This is a genomic window from Natroniella acetigena (assembly GCF_023227745.1).
GTDB classification, from domain to species: domain Bacteria; phylum Bacillota; class Halanaerobiia; order Halobacteroidales; family Halobacteroidaceae; genus Natroniella; species Natroniella acetigena.
The window spans coordinates 1-20,879 of sequence record NZ_JALKBX010000020.1 but is presented as its reverse complement, the minus strand read 5'-3'; the positions used below and the strand labels follow the sequence as shown (position 1 = coordinate 20,879).

Below are 20,879 nucleotides of genomic sequence, written 5' to 3'. Positions count from 1 at the left end.
CTATCATCCGACTTTAATTTAATTCTAGATTCAAATCGGAACTCCTATCTCTTTTACTATATTTATTTTTTACTATAATCACACCACAGAACAAAGCTATCTTTAAGATTAGTTAATGGAATCAATCTCACTCTAAACGAACCAACCATTCTTGAGTTGATAATTTTTGATTATATCTCTCCCAATCGGAAAAAATACCGAGATCATATCCTCTTGCCACTGTTACTTCGATATAATCCATCTCTGAAGCTTCATGATACTCATTAATAATCTTTTCAATAACATCTTCTTTTATCTCTTTTGCTGCAGCTTCATCTCTAACTTGCTCTTTAACATTGACTAAGACCTGAATTGTTCTTATCATTTCATCTAATTCTTCTTGATAATTATTATCTATATTTAATTGAACAGTAAGATAATTATCTACTTGATATAACTCTTCTCTTACTTCTTTTAATTCAGAAGGAATAACACCTGAACTAAATAACTGAAAGATACTTCCTCCCAGAATAAGTGTTGCAAAAAATATCACACTAAAGATCACAAAATGCCTCTTAGCAATCCTAGGTAATCTAACTTTTCCTACTGCTTGAGATTGAACTACATAACTATTACAGATAATGTCATGTAAAGCCTGTCGTGTATCAGTATTAAAAAGATAAAAATAAACTATTCCACCTGCTATCCCAAACAAGATCAAATTAAAAGTTATCCAGAAAAAATTAATTTCTGGCAAAATATTAACTAAAAAAGCTAAACCAAAGATTGAAAAACGCAAACAAGACTTGTTAACTGTAAGGTATTCTCCTTGGTGATTAACAACTTTAATCTTAGTCAATCTCTTACCTAGTGTTTGCCCTCCACCTAAATAACTATTTAAAATTCCGAAGTATAACAACGACATCATAAATCCAATTCCTTGTGCCCAAGAACCTAATTTTACAAATTGCTCTATAAAAAATTGACCTACTATTGAACCAGTTAACCCTAAGATAAAAATATCAATTATTATAGCCAGAATTCGCTTCCAAAAAAAATTGATATCCTCTTGACCTATAGTTGCTAGTTCTTGGTTATCTTCTTCTATTAACATTTTTCCCCTCCTGGAGTTTAATTATAGAATTCATACGTAAAACTACAAAAGCTTGCCCCGTGAAATGTCAATTATAAATCTAATAGTAAGTAATTATACTGAAACCACCCTTTTAGATAGCCTTAACTTAAATAACTTTAGTCATTTTTACCCTGTGCTTGATCCCTTCCTTCACCTAAGAAAAATGCTTTAAGGTAATCAATTGGTGGCTGTTCAGAGATATAAAGGCTTCCGTCGGTATCGAGTAAAGCTAATAAGACCTCACCTATCTCTAACTCCCTTTTTGAAATTTCAGTTTCCAACCACTCCATATCTAATCCTACAGCTTCTAACTTGCCTGTATTAATTTCACCATCAATAATCAGTGGTACAGGAATTCCCTCATAATCAGTCTTCAACTCTAGATCAGTCGGAGTGACAGGTCGAGCTTTTGATTTAGGAATTACAGATAATTGACCATTTGGTTCTAAGATTGCAAATTCAATATCATGTAACCGTCGATAGCCTTGATTACGCAATCCAGCCAGTAATTGATTTAAATTAACTTGATTTTTGATTAAGTTCTCCTTAACAATACGACCATTCCGTACCAATAGATCAGGCTGTCCACCCACAATACCCTTCAAAGAATTGCTCAAGGTGCTGACACTGATTAAAGTATGAAGTAAGGCAAGGATTACTAAAGCTATTAATCCATTCAAAATAGGAACCTCACGGTTGACTATCAATGCACCTGAAGCAGAACCCATAATCATCATTACCACCAAATCATAGGGCTTTTGTTGAAAGATAAGTCCTTTTCCTAATAAGCGAAGTATTAATACAGAACCAATATAAAAAAGAAATGCTCTAAGTATTATGGGCATAACTACAACCCCTTTCTAAAAGAAGCTTTTAATATTATTTACATTAAGGAGTAATCTGATACTCGGTAAAACAAAGTCTTTGCTGAGAACTTTATTTTAGTTTAAGTAGGTCTTACTTAAACTGAGACTTAACCTTAAACTTAATTATACAAAAAACCCAGGGCCAACGTTGGCCCTGAGCTCAAATTAGAATAATCCTTGATAATCAGATTGTAAAATTTCACTCAATAACTTAATACTATTTTCTAAATCTGTTAAGTCAATCATCTCCGATGGCGAATGGACATAACGTCCAGGTATTGAAATTGCTCCTGCAATTGCTCCTTCTCTAGACAACTGCATTCTACCTGTATCGGTTCCACCTCTATCTAACACCTCAAGCTGATAAGGTATCTCATTCTCCTCAGCTAGATCAATCATTAAATTCTTCAGTTGGGGATTGACCAACACCGATCTATCCTTGACCTTGATCGCTGGCCCTTCACCCAATGAAACTGCCATCCGCTTAGCTTCAGGAGTATCACCAGTTAAGGTCAGATCGACTGCAATCCCTACATCGGGATTGATTCCATAAGATGAAGTGATGGCACCTCGCGTACCGACCTCTTCCTGGACAGTAAAGACAAAGTAAGTATCAAAAGTCGGCTGCTCTGTTAATTGCTTGATCGTCTCAATCAAGACAGCACAACCTGCCCGATCATCCAATCCTTTAGCAACAAGTCTGTTTCCTACCAGATCGAGCTGGCGATAATAAGTAGCAGTATCACCAATCTTGATCTTCTCTTCTGCTTCCTCCTGGGTAGTAGCTCCGATATCGACATACATCTTATCATGCTTTAACTTACTGATGTCATCCAATTTACCCTCTTTATCGATCACGCCTATCGTTTCTCCATTAAACAGTACCCGTTCTCCCAATAAATTATACGGAGAGACTCCTCCTACATTAGAAAAACGAATAAATCCCTCCTCCTCAATATGAGTAGCAATCAATCCGATCTCATCCATATGAGCTGCTAACATCACCTTGTTAGAATCATCTTGTCCCTTTTTAAGAGCAATCAGATTACCCATTGTGTCAACCTCAATCTGATCTACTTGATCTTCTATCTCCCCGCGAATTAACTCTCTTACTGCAAGCTCATCCCCTGACGGGCCAAAAGTCTCTACTAACCTCTTAATTAACTCCTTCATCTGCCAGACCTCCCTCTTCCATATCTTGACAAAATTTAGTCAGCAATTCAACTGTTGCTTGATAATCATTTAGATTGAGCAGTGAAGCTGGTGAGTGAATATAACGACAGGGCATTGAAATAACTGCTGTCCGAATCCCTTCCTTAGTTAAATGCAGTGCACCTGCATCAGTTCCAGCTCTAGTCAGCTTTCTAAATTGATAAGGAATATCATTCTGGTCAGCTACCTCAATCAGTTTGTTAACTACAGGTTGACTAGGAATCAACGAACTATCCTGAATTGTCAGGGCTGGCCCAGCTCCTAATTGAGTAGAATAACCTGCTTCCTTAGTATCAGGCACATCAGAAGCTGAAGTTCCCTCTACTACCAAGGCAAGATCCGGATCAAGATCATAAGCAACTACACTTGCTCCCCGCAGACCTATCTCCTCTTGAACAGTAAAAGCAGCTATAATGGAAAGTTGGTGCTCTTGTTGTAAGAGTTCAATCAATGCTGCACATCCAACCCGATCATCAAAGGCCTTACCTTTAACCGTAGCAGTACCCAATTGCTCAAACTCTGTAGCAAAAGTAGCCATCATTCCTAACTCAACCAGCTTTTCAGACTCCTCTTTTTCTTTAGTTCCAATATCTATGTACAACTCTCCATAATCAAGCGGTTTCTTTCGTTCATCAGACTCTTGTAAATGAATTGCTTTCGCTCCAATTACCCCTGGAATCTGATCCGGGCCAACAACAACCTCTTTCGAGACTAAGATCCTTTTATCAATCCCACCAATCGGCTTGAATTTTAAGAGACCATCATCTGTAATATCTGTAATCATCAACCCAATCTCATCCATATGAGCTGCTAACAATACCGTTGGTTGCTCTGGCTTACCTTCTTTAAAGGCAATTAAGTTCCCTAAAGCATCAGTCTCAATCCGATCAACATCATCCTTGATCTCTTCCCTAATTAAATCTCGTACTTCAGCTTCACGCCCTGAAACTCCAACTGCCTCTGATAACTGCTTTAAAAACATCTTAATCCCTCCACAAATTCTCCTTCTAGCTCTCTAAGCAACTGGGCCAACAATCTAGCTCCTCGCTTAATATCATTTAAGCTGATCGTCTCTACTGAAGTATGCATATACCGCAATGGAATAGATAAGACAGCAGTTGGAATCCCACTTCGAGTAACTTGAATTGCATAAGCATCAGTCCCTCGTGGTGATGGAGAAGCATCAAATTGATAATCAAGCTCTATTTCATCTGCTACTTCCTTCAACTTCTTGACTAATTGGGGATGAATATGGGGGCCAAAACTGAGTGCTGGCCCTGCTCCCAACTCAACTGCTTCATCCTTATTAACTCCAGGCATCAATCCATGACAGACATCAACTGCAATCCCAATATCGGGTACAACACCATAGGTACTCGTCGTCGCTCCCCTGACTCCTACTTCTTCTTGGACTGTCGCCACTGCATAAAGATCGACTTGATGAGTCATCTTATCTAACTCTTTTACTGTCTCTAATAAAAGCAAGACACCTGCCCGATCATCCAAGGCCTTACCTGCTACTCGATCATTTTCTAAACTTAAAAGATTCCGTTGCAGCGAAATAATATCACCGACTCTAATCTTGTCCTTAACATCAGCTTCAGTTAAACCTAAATCAATATACATCTTTTCTATCTCAAAAGACTTTTTCTGTTCCTCTTCATCTTGCAAATGAGGTGGTTTAGCTCCAATTATTCCTTGGAGCTCTTCTCGACCATGAACAGTCACCTCTTGGCCTACTAACGTTCTTTGATCGACCCCACCAACCGTCGTAAAACGTAAAAAACCTCCTTCTTCAACTTCAGTAACCATCAATCCTATCTCATCTAAATGAGCTGCTAACAGCACCTTGTATTCCTGTTGGCCCTCTCCTGCTTTATAAGCCAGCAGATTACCTAATTTATCAAATTCAATCTGATCAACATAAGATTCAAATAGCTGAGCTACCTGTTGGCCCAACTCTTTTTCGTAGCCTGAGACACCGGTTGCTTCAGATAGATCTTGTAATACTTCTTTAGTCTCCATTCCTCTACCTCCCTTTGAAACAACTTACACATGTTGTTTAGTGTCAGTAGTCTGTGCCTGTGCCTGTGCCTGTTAAGATCAATACCTTTAGCCCATTAGCATAGATTTTGAAGTCAGATTTTTTACTAACACAGATTACAAACACTGACACTTTTTTTAATTAGTGTAGATTAGTGGTTCCAGCTTTTAATTTTTAGTTTTTAACTATTCACTATTAAATATTCAATATTAATTGAACTAAAACCGGTGTCCCACTCCTAACTGTAGATTAATCGAACTGCGCTCATCTAAACGACCGATAAAACCAGCCCGTAAATCAAGATTGTGATTTAAACTGGTGCTAACTCCTACATCATAGAGCACTGATAAATCACCCCGTCGTGTAGTTAGGTTCAATTCATAAATTCCTAGCACCTCATTACTCAACCCCCGCTGACCATTAATTCCAACGAAAGGATCACTACCAGCCACACCTGCTAAAAGTGCAAGGTTATTATCAAGCTGATACTTAATTCCTAACCGATCAAAGGATGTTCCTACCTTTGCTGTCAATCCTAACTCAGAGTTCAAACCATACTCCCCACCCAAACTGAAACCATTGTCACTGATTAACATTGCAGTCATTGAACCTTGCTCTGCTCTTACAGTTGGCCCGCTTAAAGCCCATGCAGTCTGTGAAAAAGTAATTAGACAGCCTACTAATAACAAGATCAAAAAATCTTTTTTCATCATTATTTGCTCCTTTCAATAGTTGATTTCCTGGTTTTTAGTTGTTTAGTATTAATTATTACATCTCAACTACCTTTATGTCATCCACTATTAAATATTCAATATTAAATCTTGATTACCTTCTTGTTATAATTATCCAATACTAAAAATACTATCTTACGGAGTGAGCCACTGATAACTGTTGCTTTAAAATTGCAATTTCCTATTAACGGTTTTTCTATCGCTTTAATCACTTAATTCTTTAATTGTAAATTGTCAATTCTACATTCTACATTATACATTTATTCTTTACTTCTCCCTCCGGGTTCTTCGAACCCTCGTGATGGAAAAATCCACTCTTAGATTTTTTTATTACTCTCTATCCCTGGTTTTTAACTGTATATTGTAAATTGTACATTGTACATTTGATTTTAGGTTTTCACATTATTCAATATTAACTATTAAATAAAATATTCAATGCTTTTCCAACTATTCATTATTCACTGCTCTTTTATATCTCCTCCACCTCTACCTCAAATGAATTGCCATCAACCCTAATCTTAAAGTATTTAATCTTCTTGTTAGCTGTACCAGTAAGCCATTCTTTAAGCTGGGCTATTCTCTCTTCCTGTTTCTTCAATTCCTGCTGAGCCTCTACAACTCCTATCTGCTTAAAGTTCAGTTTATCCCCTGGTTTAGCTTGGGCCACTTTAGGTAGATCAACACTGATTACATTTGCTAGTTTAGCATAACCTCCAGTTGTTTGGCGATCAGCCAACATAATAATCGGCTGACCATCACCAGGCACCTGAATCGCTCCTAATACTATTCCGTCTGAAATAATATCAGCTCCAGTAGTATGTTCTAAAGTTGGCCCAGCTAATCTACACCCCATCCGATCTGATTGATTGGTCAGTTGATATTCACTAGCAAAAAAAGTCTTTAAGCTCTCTTCAGTAAAGTAATCATCCTGCGGGCCAACAATCACCCTAACTTCCCGATCATCTAGATAATCTTCCAATAAATCTTCTGGAATCTTTCTATTTAAACAGAAATTCTCCCCTTCCTTAACCTCAGGAAAGCTAAGTTCATCTCCCTGCTGCAATTTCCTTCCTTTAAAACCACCCAACTTTCCTCGCAAATAAGTCGACTTACTGCCCATTACCTCTGGAAGATCTATCCCACCTCGAATTGCAATATAGCTTCTCAAACCTTTTTCTACTCTATTAAGGGATAACCTACTATCCTTACTTACCTTCACTGCTTGCCACATAGGAATCTCTTTACCATCAAGCTCAGGCTTCATCTCTCCTCCAGTAATCGCAATAACTGCTTCCGCTTTAAACTGAATTGTTGGCCCTAAGAATGTCGCTTCAATCGCTGCTTCATCTTCTGGATTACCTACTAATATATTAGCAATCCTGAAAGCATACCGATCGACAGCTCCTGCAATAGGCATTCCATACTTCATATAGCCAAATCTTCCTAGATCCTGAATCGTTGTCATTGGCCCGGCCTCTAAAGTCTTTAACTTCCCCATTTACTCCAACCTCCTAATCTAACACTTTATTGATATTATGTGTCAGTGGTTCGTGTCTGTGTCAGTAAAATTCAAACCCGCTAACCCCTTTAAATCATAAAGACTTTGAACTTGTTTTTTTACTGACACGACAGACACTGACACTATTTTGTAATCCCCCTTAAACATTAATCTCCTCAATCTCAACCTGATAATTACCATTATCCACTGCAATAACTATCCTTTGATATTCTTGCTTATCTATCGGTTCAAACTTGATATAATTACCACTCTCTATCCCCTGTAAGATCGGTCGCTCACGATAAGGAGCAAATAATTTGACAGGTGTCCTACCTATCAACTGCCATCCACCAGGGCTTTCAATCGGATAAACCCCTGTCTGATTATCAGCAATCCCCACACTTCCAGCTGGAATTTTAGTTCTTGGTTCTTGCAAGCGAGGAGTAGCTATCTTCTTCGCTAAACCTCCTAGATAGACAAAGCCAGGCGTAAAGCCTAACATATAAATTAAATATTTCGGTTTAGAATGAAGCTCAATTACCTCTTCTTCTGTCAATTTATTAACTTGAGCTACATGCTCTAAATCTGCTCCCTCTTCTCCACCATACAATGTTGGAATCTTGACTAACTTCGGTTGAGGTAATTCAACCTCTTCTATATTCTCTTCCAACTTCTTTAACTTTTCTATCAATAGCTCACGCCTTATTGTTAAAGGATCATAATTTACCAACAATGACCTGTAAGTAGGTATTACCTCCTCAACTCCTTCTATCTCCTTCGTATCAATTGCTAAAGTAAGATTTCTTATTTTTCTATTTATCTCTTCAGAAATTTGATTACCTAGCTCAACTACCAATCCTCTATCTCCTGCATCTAAGTATCTAACTTGATTATACATTATTCTCCTCCCCCTAAACAAACATACAATGCTCTCAGCTAAATTAAAGCCTGTTAATACAATGCTTCGCAGATAACTAAATTTCTCTACACCCCCGTCTTAGTATACAATTTACAATGTACAATTGACAGTGGATATGGTTTTCACAAAGGGTCTTATTTTTTTAAGACCCGTAGGAAATTCAAAATCACACATTCAAAACACTAAACCCATCAATATTTGCAAAGTATCCTACTAATAATTTTTTGTCTTCTAATATTTTCTTTTAGCTGAGAAGACTCAAACAGTTAAAGGCTTCAAATCCTTAAAACCAAGGGCATAAAAAACTTTAATTGTCCATTGTACATTCTGTCAATTGTCAATTATGATATAATTAAGTACAAAGTGAATCCATTAAAGATCAAATTATCAATTTCCTTGATTCCCCAACAAAAATAAGTGCCCTCAAGAGGGCACTTATTTTTTAATCACTAACCTAGTAAAGCCTCAAACACAGATAATAAAGACCGTGCACCTAACATTATTGCTACTAGAATTACAATAGTTCCTAATAGATTATTAAACTTTGTATTAACATACTCTCCTAACCTATCTTTATTATTCATCACCCATACTAAATAGATAGCTGAGATCGGCAATAAGATACCATTAGCCGCCTGAGCAAAGACAATTACCTGAATCGGTGAGGTACCAAGGCTAGAACCGATTATTCCAACTAATAAGACTAACAACCAGATTGCTCTAAACTTCTTAGAATCCATATCCTTTTCCCAACCTAAAGCTCCTGATGTTGCATAGGCTGCTGCCAAAGGAGCCGTTACTGCAGATGAAAAACCAGCAGCAAAGAGTCCAATTGAGAAGAACCATCTAGCCCATGTACCAAATAATGGTTCGAGCTGTAATGCCATCTCCCCAGCATCCTGAATCTGAACCCCTGTACTATGGAAGGTAGCCGCAGCAGTGACAATAATTGACATAGAAATAGCCCCACCAAGGATGATCGAAAAGATAGTATCAAATCTAGCTTCTTTTAAATCTTCAGGTTTATCCCATCGTTCCTGAACTGATGAAGCATGTAAGAATAGATTATAAGGGACTACTGTAGTACCAATCAATGCTACAGCCATAGTCAATCCTCCATCTTCTGGTATGCTCGGAATGAACATTCCAGTAATAATCGCCCCTATATTAGGTCTTATAATAATAGCTGTTGCTATAAAAGAGATACTCATGACAATTACTAACCCTACTAAAATTCTCTCAACTACTTTGTAACTTCCTAACCATAAGATAACAAGTGCTACTAGACCAATTATTGGTCCCCAGATATTAGCACTTATATTAGTTATGGTTTCTAAACCCATTGCCCCACCTAAGATATTACCTGTTTCAAAGGCAGCACTACCAATACCGATAGCTGCTACTACTAAAAAGATACTTAATCCTTTCATGAGTGGATTTTCAAACTCACCTCTTAGGGCTTCACCCAGTCCTTCATTTGAAATAACTCCTAATCGCATTGACATCTCTTGTAATACTATAGTGGAAAAAATAGAGAATACCATAGCCCATAGTAATACATAACCATAATCTGCACCTGTTACTGTTGCAGTAGTTACAGTCCCTGGACCAATAAACGCAGCTGCGACCAATGCCCCAGGTCCAATATTTTTGATCTTATCTACTAAATTCATCTTATTCCTCCTAGTATTTTTGAAATTTATTATAAACCTGCTAACTCTTCATCCTTAACATCTGTTATAAACATACATCCAGGCGAATGTGTAATCATAATTTCTGGTTTAGCTTCCCTTGCCGCAACTTGAGGAGTAACACCACAAGCCCAAAAAACAGGTACATCTCCTTCTTTAATCTCAGGTGGATCACCAAAATCAGGTTGCTCAAGCTCATTAATTCCAATCCCTACTGGATTTCCTATTTGAACTGGAGCACCATGAACAGCAGGAAACCTTGAAGTAACCTGCACTGCTTTAACTATCAACCGGCGTGGTATAGGACGCATACTGACAACCATTGGTCCACTGAAAGCTCCAGCTTCTTCACACTGCAAATTAGTAATATACATTGGAACATTAGTACCCGCTTCAATATGCCTAATTGGAATATCAGCTTCTAATAATGCAGATTCAAAGCTAAAGCTACACCCTAATAAGAAAGCTACAAAATCATCACGCCAATAGCTTTCTATATTAGATACCTCAGTTACCACTTTTCCATCTTCATAGACCTTATACTTAGGTAGATCAGATCTGATATCTGCTCCCGGGGCAACCAATCGTGGTTCATAATCACCTACATCCGTCACATCTAAAATCGGACAAGGCTTAGGATTCCGCTGGGCAAACAACATAAAATCAAAAGCTAGCTTGTGAGGCAATACCACTAAGTTAGCTTGAGCAAATCCAGAACAGAATCCAGATGTATGCTTTTTAAAACTACCCTTTCTAATCTCTTCTCGAAACTCTTGTGGTAACAACTGGTTTGATCCTTTCAAACTATTCTCCTCCTTCGATTATAAAAATTGAGACATTGCTGTAACTTCAACACCTTCTTCTTCCAATCCTTCTTTAATTTCACGGGCCAACTCAACTGCTTGCGGATTATCACCATGCAGACAGATTGTATCCGCTTTAATCTCTATTTCCTCTCCTGTAATCGTAGTTACTTTCTGCTCTTTAACCATTTTGATTATTCTCTTAACTGCTAACTGTGGATCATGGATAACTGCTCCTTCCTTTCTCCGAGAGACCAAAGTTCCATCACAATTATAAGCCCTATCAGCAAAAACTTCATTAGCAACCTTTAACCCTTTAACCAGACCAGCCTCGACTAATTGACTATTAGCTAATCCCACCAAAATAATGTTTTGATCGACCTCATAAACTGCTTCTGCAATTGCCTCGGCCAACTCCTTATCTCCAGCAGCCATATTATACAGAGCGCCATGTGGCTTAAGATGTTCCACCTTAACATCTCTCCCTTGAGCAAATGCTACCAATGCCCCCAACTGATACTTGATATAAGCCTTTGCTTCTGTAGGAGTAAGATCCATCTTTCGTCTACCAAAACCAATCAAATCTGGTAAACCAGGGTGTGCTCCTATCTGCACCCCATTTTCTTTAGCAATTTTGACCGTCTGCTCCATCACCACTGGGTCACCAGCATGCCAGCCACAGGCAATATTAGCTGAGGTGATATACTTAGCTACTTCTTCGTCCAGACCCAACTTATAATTACCAAAACTTTCACCAATATCACTATTCAGATCAACTCGACACATTTATATAACCCCCTGTTAAAAGCAATTGACAATGTACAATTGATAATTAATAGTTAAAGATCAACTCCTTAAAATCAAAGTAATACTCAATTGATATAAAGTGGCACTTTGCCACTTTATATCAGTGTACAGTTTACAGTTGATATGGTTTCTATGGTTTTCACGAAAGGTCTTGACAAAGACCTGTAGGGACGGTTGACAGTAGATAGAAAAAATCTAAGAGCAGATTTTTTCATCACGAAGGGTTCAAAGAACCCGAAGGAAAACCTTAAAATCAAAACCACTTTAAACCTATAATTCTAAGTCTTTTCATGGGTTTTAAAATTTTGAATTTTGATCTTAACTGTAAACTGTAAACCGTAAACTATCAACTATAATGTGGCACAAAAGTGCCACATTATTTAAACCAACGCTAACAGAACCCCTGCTGCAACAGCCGAACCAATCACTCCCGCTACATTTGGCCCCATGGCGTGCATCAACAGATAATTTTGAGGATTCTCTTCTTGGCCGACAGCTTGTACAACTCTAGCTGACATGGGCACCGCTGACACTCCAGCTGAACCGATCAATGGATTGATCTCTCCAGCAGTCAATTTAGCCATTAACTTTCCAAATAAAGTCCCAGTTGCTGTTCCAATTGCAAACGCAACTAATCCCAACAGAATAATTTGAATCGTATCAACCGTTAAAAATTGATCAGCACTAGCTGTCGCCCCTACCGTCAACCCCAATAAAATAGTCACTATATTAAGTAATTCATTTTGGCTCGTCTTTAAGAGCCGCTCTACAACCCCACACTCTCTCATTAAATTACCAAACATCAACATCCCTAATAGCGGAGTAGCTGCAGGTAATAATAATCCCATAACTATAATAATCACTATAGGAAATAATATCTTTTCAGCCTTAGAAACCTCCCTTAACTGCTTCATCTCAATCTGACGTTCCTCTTTAGTAGTCAACAGCTTCATAATCGGCGGCTGAATAATCGGCACCAATGCCATATAAGAATAAGCTGCAATAGCAATCGAACCTAACAAATGAGGGGCCAACCTAGACGCCATAAAGATAGCTGTTGGCCCGTCTGCCCCTCCAATAATTCCAATCGAGCTGGCCTCTGGCATTGAAAACCCTAACGCAATAGCCCCTAACATTGTACCAAAGATCCCAAATTGAGCAGCCGCTCCCAATAATGCAGTCTTAGGGTTGGCAATTAAAGGGCCAAAATCAGTCAACGCTCCTACTCCTAAAAATATCAAAGGTGGATAAACCCCTAATTTTATCCCATAATATAAGTAATATAACAGTCCCCCTTCTTCCATTAGACCTGCTACTGGCAAATTAGCTAATAACAAACCAAAGGACATTGGAACTAATAATAAAGGTTCATACTCTTTTACAATTGCTAAATAAAACAAAACCAAAGCAATCCCGATCATAATTAAATAACGATAATCTAACTCTACATATCCTGTTGAAAACAAAAAATCAACTAGTAAAGAATTCAATCTATCCACCCCTCATTTCAATTGACCACTCATCATATTTTCTTATAACTGAAATTGCTCTACTCAACTACCATTAACGTATCTCCTGCTTCTACTGTCTCACCTTCTGCAACATTAATAGCCCTAATAGTTCCTGCACTATCAACCCTAATCTCATGCTCCATCTTCATCGCTTCTAAGATTATAATCAACTGATTACTCTCAACTGCTTGACCTTCAGTCAGCAAGATCTGATTGACCACTCCAGCCAAGGGGCTTATTATTTCAGCTCGACCACTACTCTTCTTCGGGTCGTCACCTCTAACTTCTTCTCCCCCAAAAGTTTCAGCTTCTTTCCGATCAACTTCTTCTACCTCTACCAAATATTCTTTATTATTAACCTTAACTTTGAATTTACGCATCTGATACCTCCAGCTAAGTTTAAGTTTGAGTTTAAGCAGAAACCAAGTTCTTGTATTATAAATAATTGACTTAGCCTCACCTTAGCCCTAAACTTAATTATTATATTTCAGTTATCGATCTGATCTCATATTCCTGCTCCTCATCACTTAAATAAGTATGGATTGCCGCACAAATAGCGACAAGCTCACCTTCCGTTAATTCATGATTTGAACAGGTTTGATCATTTTCTAACTTCTTAACTTGCTTTGTTGCAGCCCTTCCATTTAATCCTAGCTTGACTACAACAAACTCTATTATCTTGACAAGCAAAGGAATACTGGCCAAAGCCAAACTGACAATTAAAACCCCAGTTAAGCTAATCTGCAAGCCTAATCCAAACCTTTCCATAACATCACCCCTATCCCACGAAAAAAATCATATTATTCCTCTCTCATGTAAGCATTATGTTAGATATATTATATATTTTATTACATCTCTTGTCAAGAAAAACTACTTCGAGTTTACTCGAACAAAAAAAGAAATTGATATATCCAATTAAGAACATACCAACTTCTTTAATAAACCTGAACTAATCTTTCTGCCAAGCTCCTACTAATGATGAAACCCCTTGGATGAAAAAAACAGCAGCAACCCAATAATAGACAAACTGAGGGTATAATAAGATTAATCCTCCAACAAATAAATAAACAATCCCAGTAAAAATCAAACTGGCTCGTTCAGTCTTACCAGTTTTTTCACTCAAAGTATCAGCCACCTTTACAAAATTAGTATAATTTAATAATGTATTCCAAGTAAGTGAATGAGCATTAGACTGCAAGATATTATTTCTAACCTCTTTCCAAAAATAAGGAAAAAAGATAATATTTAAGAAGACACCGATCAAAAAGAGACTCAATAAGTAAGTCAAGCTGGAGTAATAATCCCCCCAAGTCAATAACAAACCAATCTCATCCATAAATAATCCTAAACCTGTTCCATATAATAATGCTGTCTGTTTTCTAGTTAAAAATGAAAAACCTACTAGAGATACCCAACCAGCAAAGGCAATTAAAAAAATACCAAAATAAAAGTGATGAATATGATGGCCAAAAAGGATTATATTACGGCCAATATAAAAATCAACTTCAGGTACTCCTCCCTGCTTTGCTACCTCAGCAAATTCACTTTCCGCCGAACCTGCTATCAATACCATCACCCTGATCGCCAAAAATGAAAGCAAATAAGAAATAGTGATCAGAAATGGAATCTCTTTATGTTCTTTTTCTCTAACTATAATCCCTCCTATTAAATATAACCTCTTCCCTAACTTAACTAAATAATCAACCCCTTCTCTATTAATTAACCCCTGATTAAAGAAATTAGATTCTTCCTAAATACAGTTGCTATCAATCCAACACCAACAACCACTAATAAAACAATTACTAACCTATGTAACTTTAAGATTCTTAACTCAAAATAAATCTGATTCTCTTCCCCTAAGACTAATTCCCAAATTAATCTCTTTCCATCCTCTTTTATTTCCGTTGCATTGCTCTTTGACACTTTCACTGGTAAATTCAATTCTAAACCTAAATCCATCTCTTGTAACATAGCAGCACTAAAAAAATGATTAACCGGTGTATCTTCTTCCCATGCTAATTCTTCTAAATCAAGTAGCTTATCATATTTATAAGTAGTTGTTAGAAATGAACTTTCTTCTTCAATACCCACTAGTGATAAGACATCATCTATCTCTATCAATCCTGCTTCAGATTTCTCTTCAATCTCACCAAATAGTCCTAACTCTCTTTCATAACTTGCTAAATCGGCTACCTCTCTACTAACAATTAACCCCATATACTCTCCATCATCGAAGGTGTCCACCCCATACCCCTTCTCTAAAGCTAGATCTTCTAGTTCAATAAAAAGGTTACTCACTTCCTGACCACCAAGTGCATAAAAGCTTGATTCCACTCCCAAAATATATTCGATTTGCCCACTGCCATCCTTATTAAGCAGAACATTACTCCTTAACTTCATACATCCTGTTAATAATATAATAGACAATAAACCTACTATTAATAAGATAAACTTTCTTTTTACCATTAGCTCCCCCCCTAATAAAACCTTTGCTAATTTATCTCTTTAATATTAAATTTATGTCTCTTCTTTCTAAAAATAACTAAAAAGAGAACCCTAGGGTTCTCTTTTTTCTCAAACAAAATTTCTATTTTCTTAAATTTTAACTTCAGCTTCTAATCTATTACTAGAATTTTGTTTTGTAAAGAATACAAATAACGCTATAATTGCTGCTAAAACTCCACCGATTGTTCCAATAGAACTAGACAAACTGAATCCTTCTGGAGCTACTAAAATATATGAGACAGAGACAGCTGTCATAAATGTTGCTGGAATAGTAGCTATCCAGTGAAAACGATCATGCTGAATCAAATATGCTGCTCCAGCCCATAATGCAACCATTGCTAATGTTTGATTTGACCACGCAAAATATCTCCAAATAATAGCAAAATCCATTTGTGATAAGACAGCACCTACTGTAAATAGCGGAATAGCTAACTTATATCTATTTTTAGCATCTGATTGTTCTAACTCTAAAGAATCTGCTAATATTAATCGTGCACTACGAAAAGCAGTATCACCAGAACTAATTGGTAACGCTACAACACCTAACATAGCCAAAATACCACCAGTTACTCCTAGCATACTATCACTGATCTCCTTTACAACTCCAGCTGGACCTCCTAAATTTGCTAAAGCAGAACTTAACTCTCCAGTACCACCAAAAAAGGTCATTGCTGCTGCAGCCCAGATTAAAGCAACTACACCTTCAGCAATCATGGAACCATAGAACACCTTTCGTCCTTGCTTCTCATTCCCTAAACAACGAGCCATCAATGGTGATTGGGTAGCATGAAATCCACTAATTGCCCCACAAGCTATTGTTACAAATAATAATGGCCACAATGATGCTGACTCTGGATGTAAATTAGTTAAAGTTATTTCTGGAATCTGATAATCCCCAAAAACTAGTCCCCCACCAACTCCAGCAGCCATAATTAATAATGAAGCACCCAATACTGGATAAAATTTAGCAATAATCTTATCAACTGGTAAGATAGTAGCTAAGAAGTAATATGCTAAAATAATAATCACTAAAACATTAAGACTTAAACCAGTCATTTCAACCAATAAAGCAGCTGGACCAGTCATAAATACTGTTCCTACCAATACTAATAAGACAATCGAGAATACTCTCATGAATTTTCGAGCACCTTCACCTAAATATTCTCCGACAATCTCAGAAATGCTGGCTCCATCATTACGAACAGATAACATTCCTGCTAAATAATCATGAACTCCTCCTGCAAAGATAGAACCTAGCACAATCCACAAAAATGCTACTGGCCCCCATAAAGCTCCTGCTATTGCACCAAAGATTGGCCCTAATCCAGCAATATTTAAAAATTGAATCAAAAAAATCCGACCCCAGGGTAATTTAATATAATCTACACCATCTTCTAATCTAATAGCTGGAGTTTCTTGCTCCTCATCTACTCCAAATATTCGATCTACAATCGTACCATAAATAATATAACCGATAATTAATGCCATTAAAGAACCAAAGAAAGATATCATTTTACAGCCTCCTTAAAATATTTGTAATATCATTAACATCTTTTATAATCTTATAATCTCATTGTTATTTTGTAATTTAATTATATATTAGAGACTCATAAAAGTAAGATATTAAGTCTAGACTGTAGAAAATAAAACTCCAATTACATTATTTAAGTCTGAACTTCATTTAAAACTTATTCAAAAGAAAAAATGGCCGTTAGGCCATTTTTATTAAAAACTCTTAATTACTAGAGATCAAATATTTTCTTTAAAATCTTAACCTTAGAACGACTGACTGGAACCTTCATTGCTCCTTGATCAGACATTACCACTTGATATTTTCCTTTAAACCAAGGAATAATCTCTTTAATCTCTTCTAAGTTAATTAGATAACTACGATGAATTCGCAAAAAGTTATCATCTTTTAATTTTTCCTCCAGTTGACTCAAATTCAATCTAACCTTATACTCTCGATCATAAGTCTTAGCATAAACATCTCCACCTTTAGTATATAAAACTATCAATTCCTGATAAGGAATTAACTTAATTCTCTCTCGACCAGTTTCTACTGGTAACTTCTTGATTTTAGGTTCTAAGTCAAATTGGTCATCCATTTCTAATTTAGTAAGAAATGTTTCCAATTTATTTTCTACTTCTTCATAATCAGAAGTCAAATAATTATTTTTAGCCCGTTTAATAGTTTCTAATAACCGTTCTTGATCATAAGGCTTCAATAAATAATCAATTGCATTAACTTTAAAAGCATCAATTGCATACTGATCATAAGCGGTTATAAAAATAATGATTGGCTTAATTGACCAGTTTTGAATCTCTTGAGCCACTTCTAAACCACTTTTACTCGGTAATTGAATATCTAATAAGACTAAATCAGGCTTTTTACCTTTAATTAACTTCAGTGCTTCCTCTCCATCTATTGCCTCTCCTATTAACTCAACCTCTTTAATCCCCTCTAATAGATAAGCTAATTCATTTCGTGCTGGAAATTCATCTTCAACAATTACTGTTCTTAATTTCATCGTTCAATAGCCCCTTTCCTTTACAAAGCGGCAGTTTAATACTCACAGTAGTTCCTTCATCTACTTCACTCTCAATAGCAAGTCCATATTCTGAACCATAGATCTTTTTCAACCTCTGATTTACATTATTTAAACCAATTCCAGAATCAATATTCTGTTGATTCATCTGCAGAAGTTGCTCTAGCTTTGCTTCAGAAATTCCTACTCCATTATCACTAACCTTAATTATCAATTCTTCTTTATCCTTTAGTGCTTCAATCTTAATCTTACCAATTCCAGCCTGTGATGAAATACCATGCTTTAAGGCGTTTTCCACAATTGGCTGCAACGTAAAACTTGGTAATTTATAGCAGAAAAGTTCATCGGAAATATTGGTTAATATCTTTAATCTAGAACCAAATCTCGCCTTTTCAATCGTAATATAATCCAATGTATCTTCTAATTCTTGTTTTAATGTAACTAATTTACTACTTTGCTTTAATGTCTTCCGAAAAAAATTAGATAGCTTTAATAATAACTCCTTTGCTTGCTCAGGATCTGTCCGGCAAAAAGAAATAATTGTATTCAAAGTATTAAATAAAAAATGAGGGTGAATTTGAGCTTGTAAGGCTTTAAGTTCAGCTTCAGTAGTCAATTGAGCTTCTTTTTCTAAAGAGGAGATGTGTAACTGATTTGATAATAACTCAGCAATCCCTCTAGCCAATTCAATATCTAAATTACTGATTTTTTCTGGAGCTGCCTTATATAGCTTTAAGGCTCCAATCACTTCTTCGCCTCTATTTAAAGGAGCAATCACTGCTGATTGTAAACTACAACTTTCTACTGGACAACCAATCTCATCTTGCTCAGTTACTATTACCAACTTTTTATTAATTAGTGCTTCCTTAGTAGCTGTAGTTAAAATTTTTTGACCACTTTGATGATGATCTTCACTTAATCCACAATGGGCCAACACCATCTCTTGATCTGTAATGGAAACTGCAGCTACTTCTGTTTCTGCTAAAATAATCTTAGCAGTTTCTTGAGCTGAATCATAATCTAATCCATGCTGTAAATAAGTTAACGTCTTATTAGCTATTTTTAATGCTTTATAGGATTGAATTGCTTTTAACTGTTCTTCTTTTTTTATACTATTATGCAAAATACTAACAAACAAAACAATTCCTAAAGCATTACTCAAAGCCATTGGAATAGTGATGATTGTTACCAATTCATAAGCTAAAGAATAAGGACGGCTAAATAATAAAACTAAAATCATTTCAAAAATTATTACTAAAATTCCTAATATAAAACTTTCCTTTAAAGTAATTTTATTTAGTGGACGATAGTAATAAATAACCCCTCCAATAATTCCATAAAGAAAAGTAGCTAATCCACAAGCAAAAGCAGTAAAACCTCCTAATAAATAACGATGCAACCCGCCTATAAAGCCAGCTACAATTCCAACAGTTGGCCCGCCTATCACCCCTCCAACAATAGCACCAATAGCTCTAATATTAGCATAAGCATCTAAAATATGAACACCTAAATATGTTCCTATTAATGACAACAACCCAAAAAAGATTCCTAAAATCAACTTAGTTTTAATTTTTGCTCGTCGAGAAATTAATCGCTTAAAAAGATCTGTTTGCATTCCTAACAAATAAGCAAAAACTGCTACTACTGACATACCTTTAATCAAGATAAATAAAAGTTCAAAAATTGTTTCATTCATTTTCATCTTCCTCTATTAAAATAATAATTTATGATTTACAAAATTCTAGTATTCTATTCACGACTTCTTCAATTTCAAGAGCAGTTGTATCGATTTCGATAGCATCATCTGCTTTCTTTAATGGAGCAACATCTCGATTACGATCAAGCTCATCCCGTCTAATAATCTCTTCTTTTAACTGTTCAAAATCAACATTTTCTCCCTTTTGCTGCAAGTCCTGATAACGACGTTTCGTTCTCTCCTCTACAGTAGCATTCAAGAAAATCTTAAGAGCAGCTTCAGGCAAGACAACCGTTCCAATATCACGCCCATCCATTACAACTCCACCAGCTTGAGCTAATCCCCGCTGAATTCTCACCAACTCTTTTCTTACTGCTGCCACCTTAGCAACTATTGAAACATTATTGCTTACCTTGTTGGCCCTGATCTCTTCAGTCTTATCTAGTCCATCAATTACTACTCTATCTTCTGCTCCTGCTTTAATAAATTTAATTTCGGTATTCTGAGCTAACTCAGCTAAATCAGCTTCAGATTCTAAATCAATACCTTCCTCTAATGCCTTAAGCGTCAATGCCCGATACATAGCTCCCGTATCTATGTAAATATATCCTAAACGTTTAGCTACCAATTTGGCAACCGTACTCTTACCTGCTCCTGCTGGCCCGTCAATTGCTATTACTAATTGCTTCTCTAATTCCATTATAATATCAACCCTTTCCTCCATTTAAATTTGTACCCTCTATTTACTTCAAGTCAACAACCTTATTTTCCTGCTTTCTTTAACTATTATAATTAACCATTAGCCAAACTTCAATTAATTTACATAATATTGATATATAGTGGCACTTTGCCACTATATATCAATGTACAGTTTACAGTTGATATGGTTTCTATGGTTTTCACGAAAGGTCTTGACAAAGACCTGTAGGGACG

At 36.4% G+C, this 20,879-nt stretch carries 20 protein-coding genes; all 20 read right to left on the bottom strand.

Annotated elements, in window-relative coordinates; all coding sequences use genetic code 11:
- Positions 1-127: 127 nt before the first annotated feature.
- The 20 genes from MWH25_RS06340 to cmk all read right to left on the bottom strand — a co-directional run bounded on the left by MWH25_RS06340 (position 128) and on the right by cmk (position 20,670).
- The gene (locus MWH25_RS06340) at positions 128-1,093 is read right to left on the bottom strand and encodes an RDD family protein (protein WP_248626806.1); all 966 of its coding nucleotides are present in this window, start codon (positions 1,091-1,093) and stop codon (positions 128-130) included.
- 137 nt (positions 1,094-1,230) lie between these two features.
- Entirely contained in the window at positions 1,231-1,959 is a 729-nt protein-coding gene (locus MWH25_RS06335) for a DUF421 domain-containing protein (protein ID WP_248626805.1), read from the bottom strand.
- Positions 1,960-2,145: 186 nt separating this feature from the next.
- The gene (locus MWH25_RS06330; RefSeq protein WP_248626804.1) at positions 2,146-3,153 is read right to left on the bottom strand and encodes a M42 family metallopeptidase; all 1,008 of its coding nucleotides are present in this window, start codon (positions 3,151-3,153) and stop codon (positions 2,146-2,148) included.
- Positions 3,137-4,174, bottom strand: a complete 1,038-nt coding sequence (locus MWH25_RS06325) for a M42 family metallopeptidase (protein ID WP_248626803.1) — start codon at positions 4,172-4,174, stop codon at positions 3,137-3,139. The genes MWH25_RS06330 and MWH25_RS06325 overlap by 17 nt, the downstream gene beginning before the upstream one ends.
- Positions 4,165-5,217 (bottom strand): M42 family metallopeptidase, encoded by a 1,053-nt coding sequence (locus MWH25_RS06320; RefSeq protein WP_248626802.1) that lies wholly within the window; start codon positions 5,215-5,217, stop codon positions 4,165-4,167. Before MWH25_RS06320 ends, MWH25_RS06325 begins: the two co-directional genes overlap by 10 nt.
- A gap of 237 nt (positions 5,218-5,454) precedes the next feature.
- A complete protein-coding gene (locus MWH25_RS06315; protein WP_248626801.1) occupies positions 5,455-5,946 on the bottom strand; it encodes a hypothetical protein in 492 nt (163 codons plus the stop codon).
- A gap of 490 nt (positions 5,947-6,436) precedes the next feature.
- Positions 6,437-7,465 carry a 5-oxoprolinase subunit C family protein gene (locus MWH25_RS06310; protein WP_248626800.1) on the bottom strand — a complete coding sequence of 343 codons (1,029 nt, stop codon included), beginning with the start codon at positions 7,463-7,465 and terminating at the stop codon, positions 6,437-6,439.
- Positions 7,466-7,625: 160 nt separating this feature from the next.
- A complete protein-coding gene (gene pxpB / locus MWH25_RS06305) occupies positions 7,626-8,363 on the bottom strand; it encodes a 5-oxoprolinase subunit PxpB (RefSeq protein WP_248626799.1) in 738 nt (245 codons plus the stop codon).
- 470 nt (positions 8,364-8,833) lie between these two features.
- The gene (locus MWH25_RS06300) at positions 8,834-10,057 is read right to left on the bottom strand and encodes an Nramp family divalent metal transporter (protein WP_248626798.1); all 1,224 of its coding nucleotides are present in this window, start codon (positions 10,055-10,057) and stop codon (positions 8,834-8,836) included.
- A gap of 29 nt (positions 10,058-10,086) precedes the next feature.
- Positions 10,087-10,878, bottom strand: a complete 792-nt coding sequence (locus MWH25_RS06295; RefSeq protein WP_248626797.1) for a putative hydro-lyase — start codon at positions 10,876-10,878, stop codon at positions 10,087-10,089.
- Positions 10,879-10,896: 18 nt separating this feature from the next.
- Positions 10,897-11,664: a LamB/YcsF family protein gene (locus tag MWH25_RS06290; RefSeq protein WP_248626796.1), complete on the bottom strand. Its 768-nt coding sequence runs from the start codon at positions 11,662-11,664 to the stop codon at positions 10,897-10,899.
- A gap of 401 nt (positions 11,665-12,065) precedes the next feature.
- Positions 12,066-13,175 (bottom strand): sodium ion-translocating decarboxylase subunit beta, encoded by a 1,110-nt coding sequence (locus MWH25_RS06285; protein WP_248626795.1) that lies wholly within the window; start codon positions 13,173-13,175, stop codon positions 12,066-12,068.
- Positions 13,176-13,234: 59 nt separating this feature from the next.
- Positions 13,235-13,576 carry a biotin/lipoyl-containing protein gene (locus MWH25_RS06280; protein ID WP_248626794.1) on the bottom strand — a complete coding sequence of 114 codons (342 nt, stop codon included), beginning with the start codon at positions 13,574-13,576 and terminating at the stop codon, positions 13,235-13,237.
- Positions 13,577-13,676: 100 nt separating this feature from the next.
- The gene (locus tag MWH25_RS06275; RefSeq protein ID WP_248626793.1) at positions 13,677-13,964 is read right to left on the bottom strand and encodes an OadG family protein; all 288 of its coding nucleotides are present in this window, start codon (positions 13,962-13,964) and stop codon (positions 13,677-13,679) included.
- Between the two features lie 181 nt (positions 13,965-14,145).
- Positions 14,146-14,769, bottom strand: coding sequence for a hypothetical protein (locus MWH25_RS06270; RefSeq protein WP_248626820.1), 624 nt, complete (start codon positions 14,767-14,769; stop codon positions 14,146-14,148).
- Between the two features lie 146 nt (positions 14,770-14,915).
- A complete protein-coding gene (locus tag MWH25_RS06265; protein WP_248626792.1) occupies positions 14,916-15,662 on the bottom strand; it encodes a DUF3153 domain-containing protein in 747 nt (248 codons plus the stop codon).
- A gap of 129 nt (positions 15,663-15,791) precedes the next feature.
- On the bottom strand, positions 15,792-17,213 hold the full coding sequence (locus MWH25_RS06260) for a carbon starvation CstA family protein (RefSeq protein WP_248626791.1): 1,422 nt from the start codon (positions 17,211-17,213) through the stop codon (positions 15,792-15,794).
- Positions 17,214-17,443: 230 nt separating this feature from the next.
- Positions 17,444-18,232, bottom strand: coding sequence for a LytR/AlgR family response regulator transcription factor (locus MWH25_RS06255; protein WP_248626790.1), 789 nt, complete (start codon positions 18,230-18,232; stop codon positions 17,444-17,446).
- A complete protein-coding gene (locus MWH25_RS06250; RefSeq protein ID WP_248626789.1) occupies positions 18,207-19,946 on the bottom strand; it encodes a sensor histidine kinase in 1,740 nt (579 codons plus the stop codon). Before MWH25_RS06250 ends, MWH25_RS06255 begins: the two co-directional genes overlap by 26 nt.
- A gap of 28 nt (positions 19,947-19,974) precedes the next feature.
- On the bottom strand, positions 19,975-20,670 hold the full coding sequence (gene cmk, locus MWH25_RS06245; protein WP_248626788.1) for a (d)CMP kinase: 696 nt from the start codon (positions 20,668-20,670) through the stop codon (positions 19,975-19,977).
- Between the last annotated feature and the right edge of the window lie 209 nt (positions 20,671-20,879).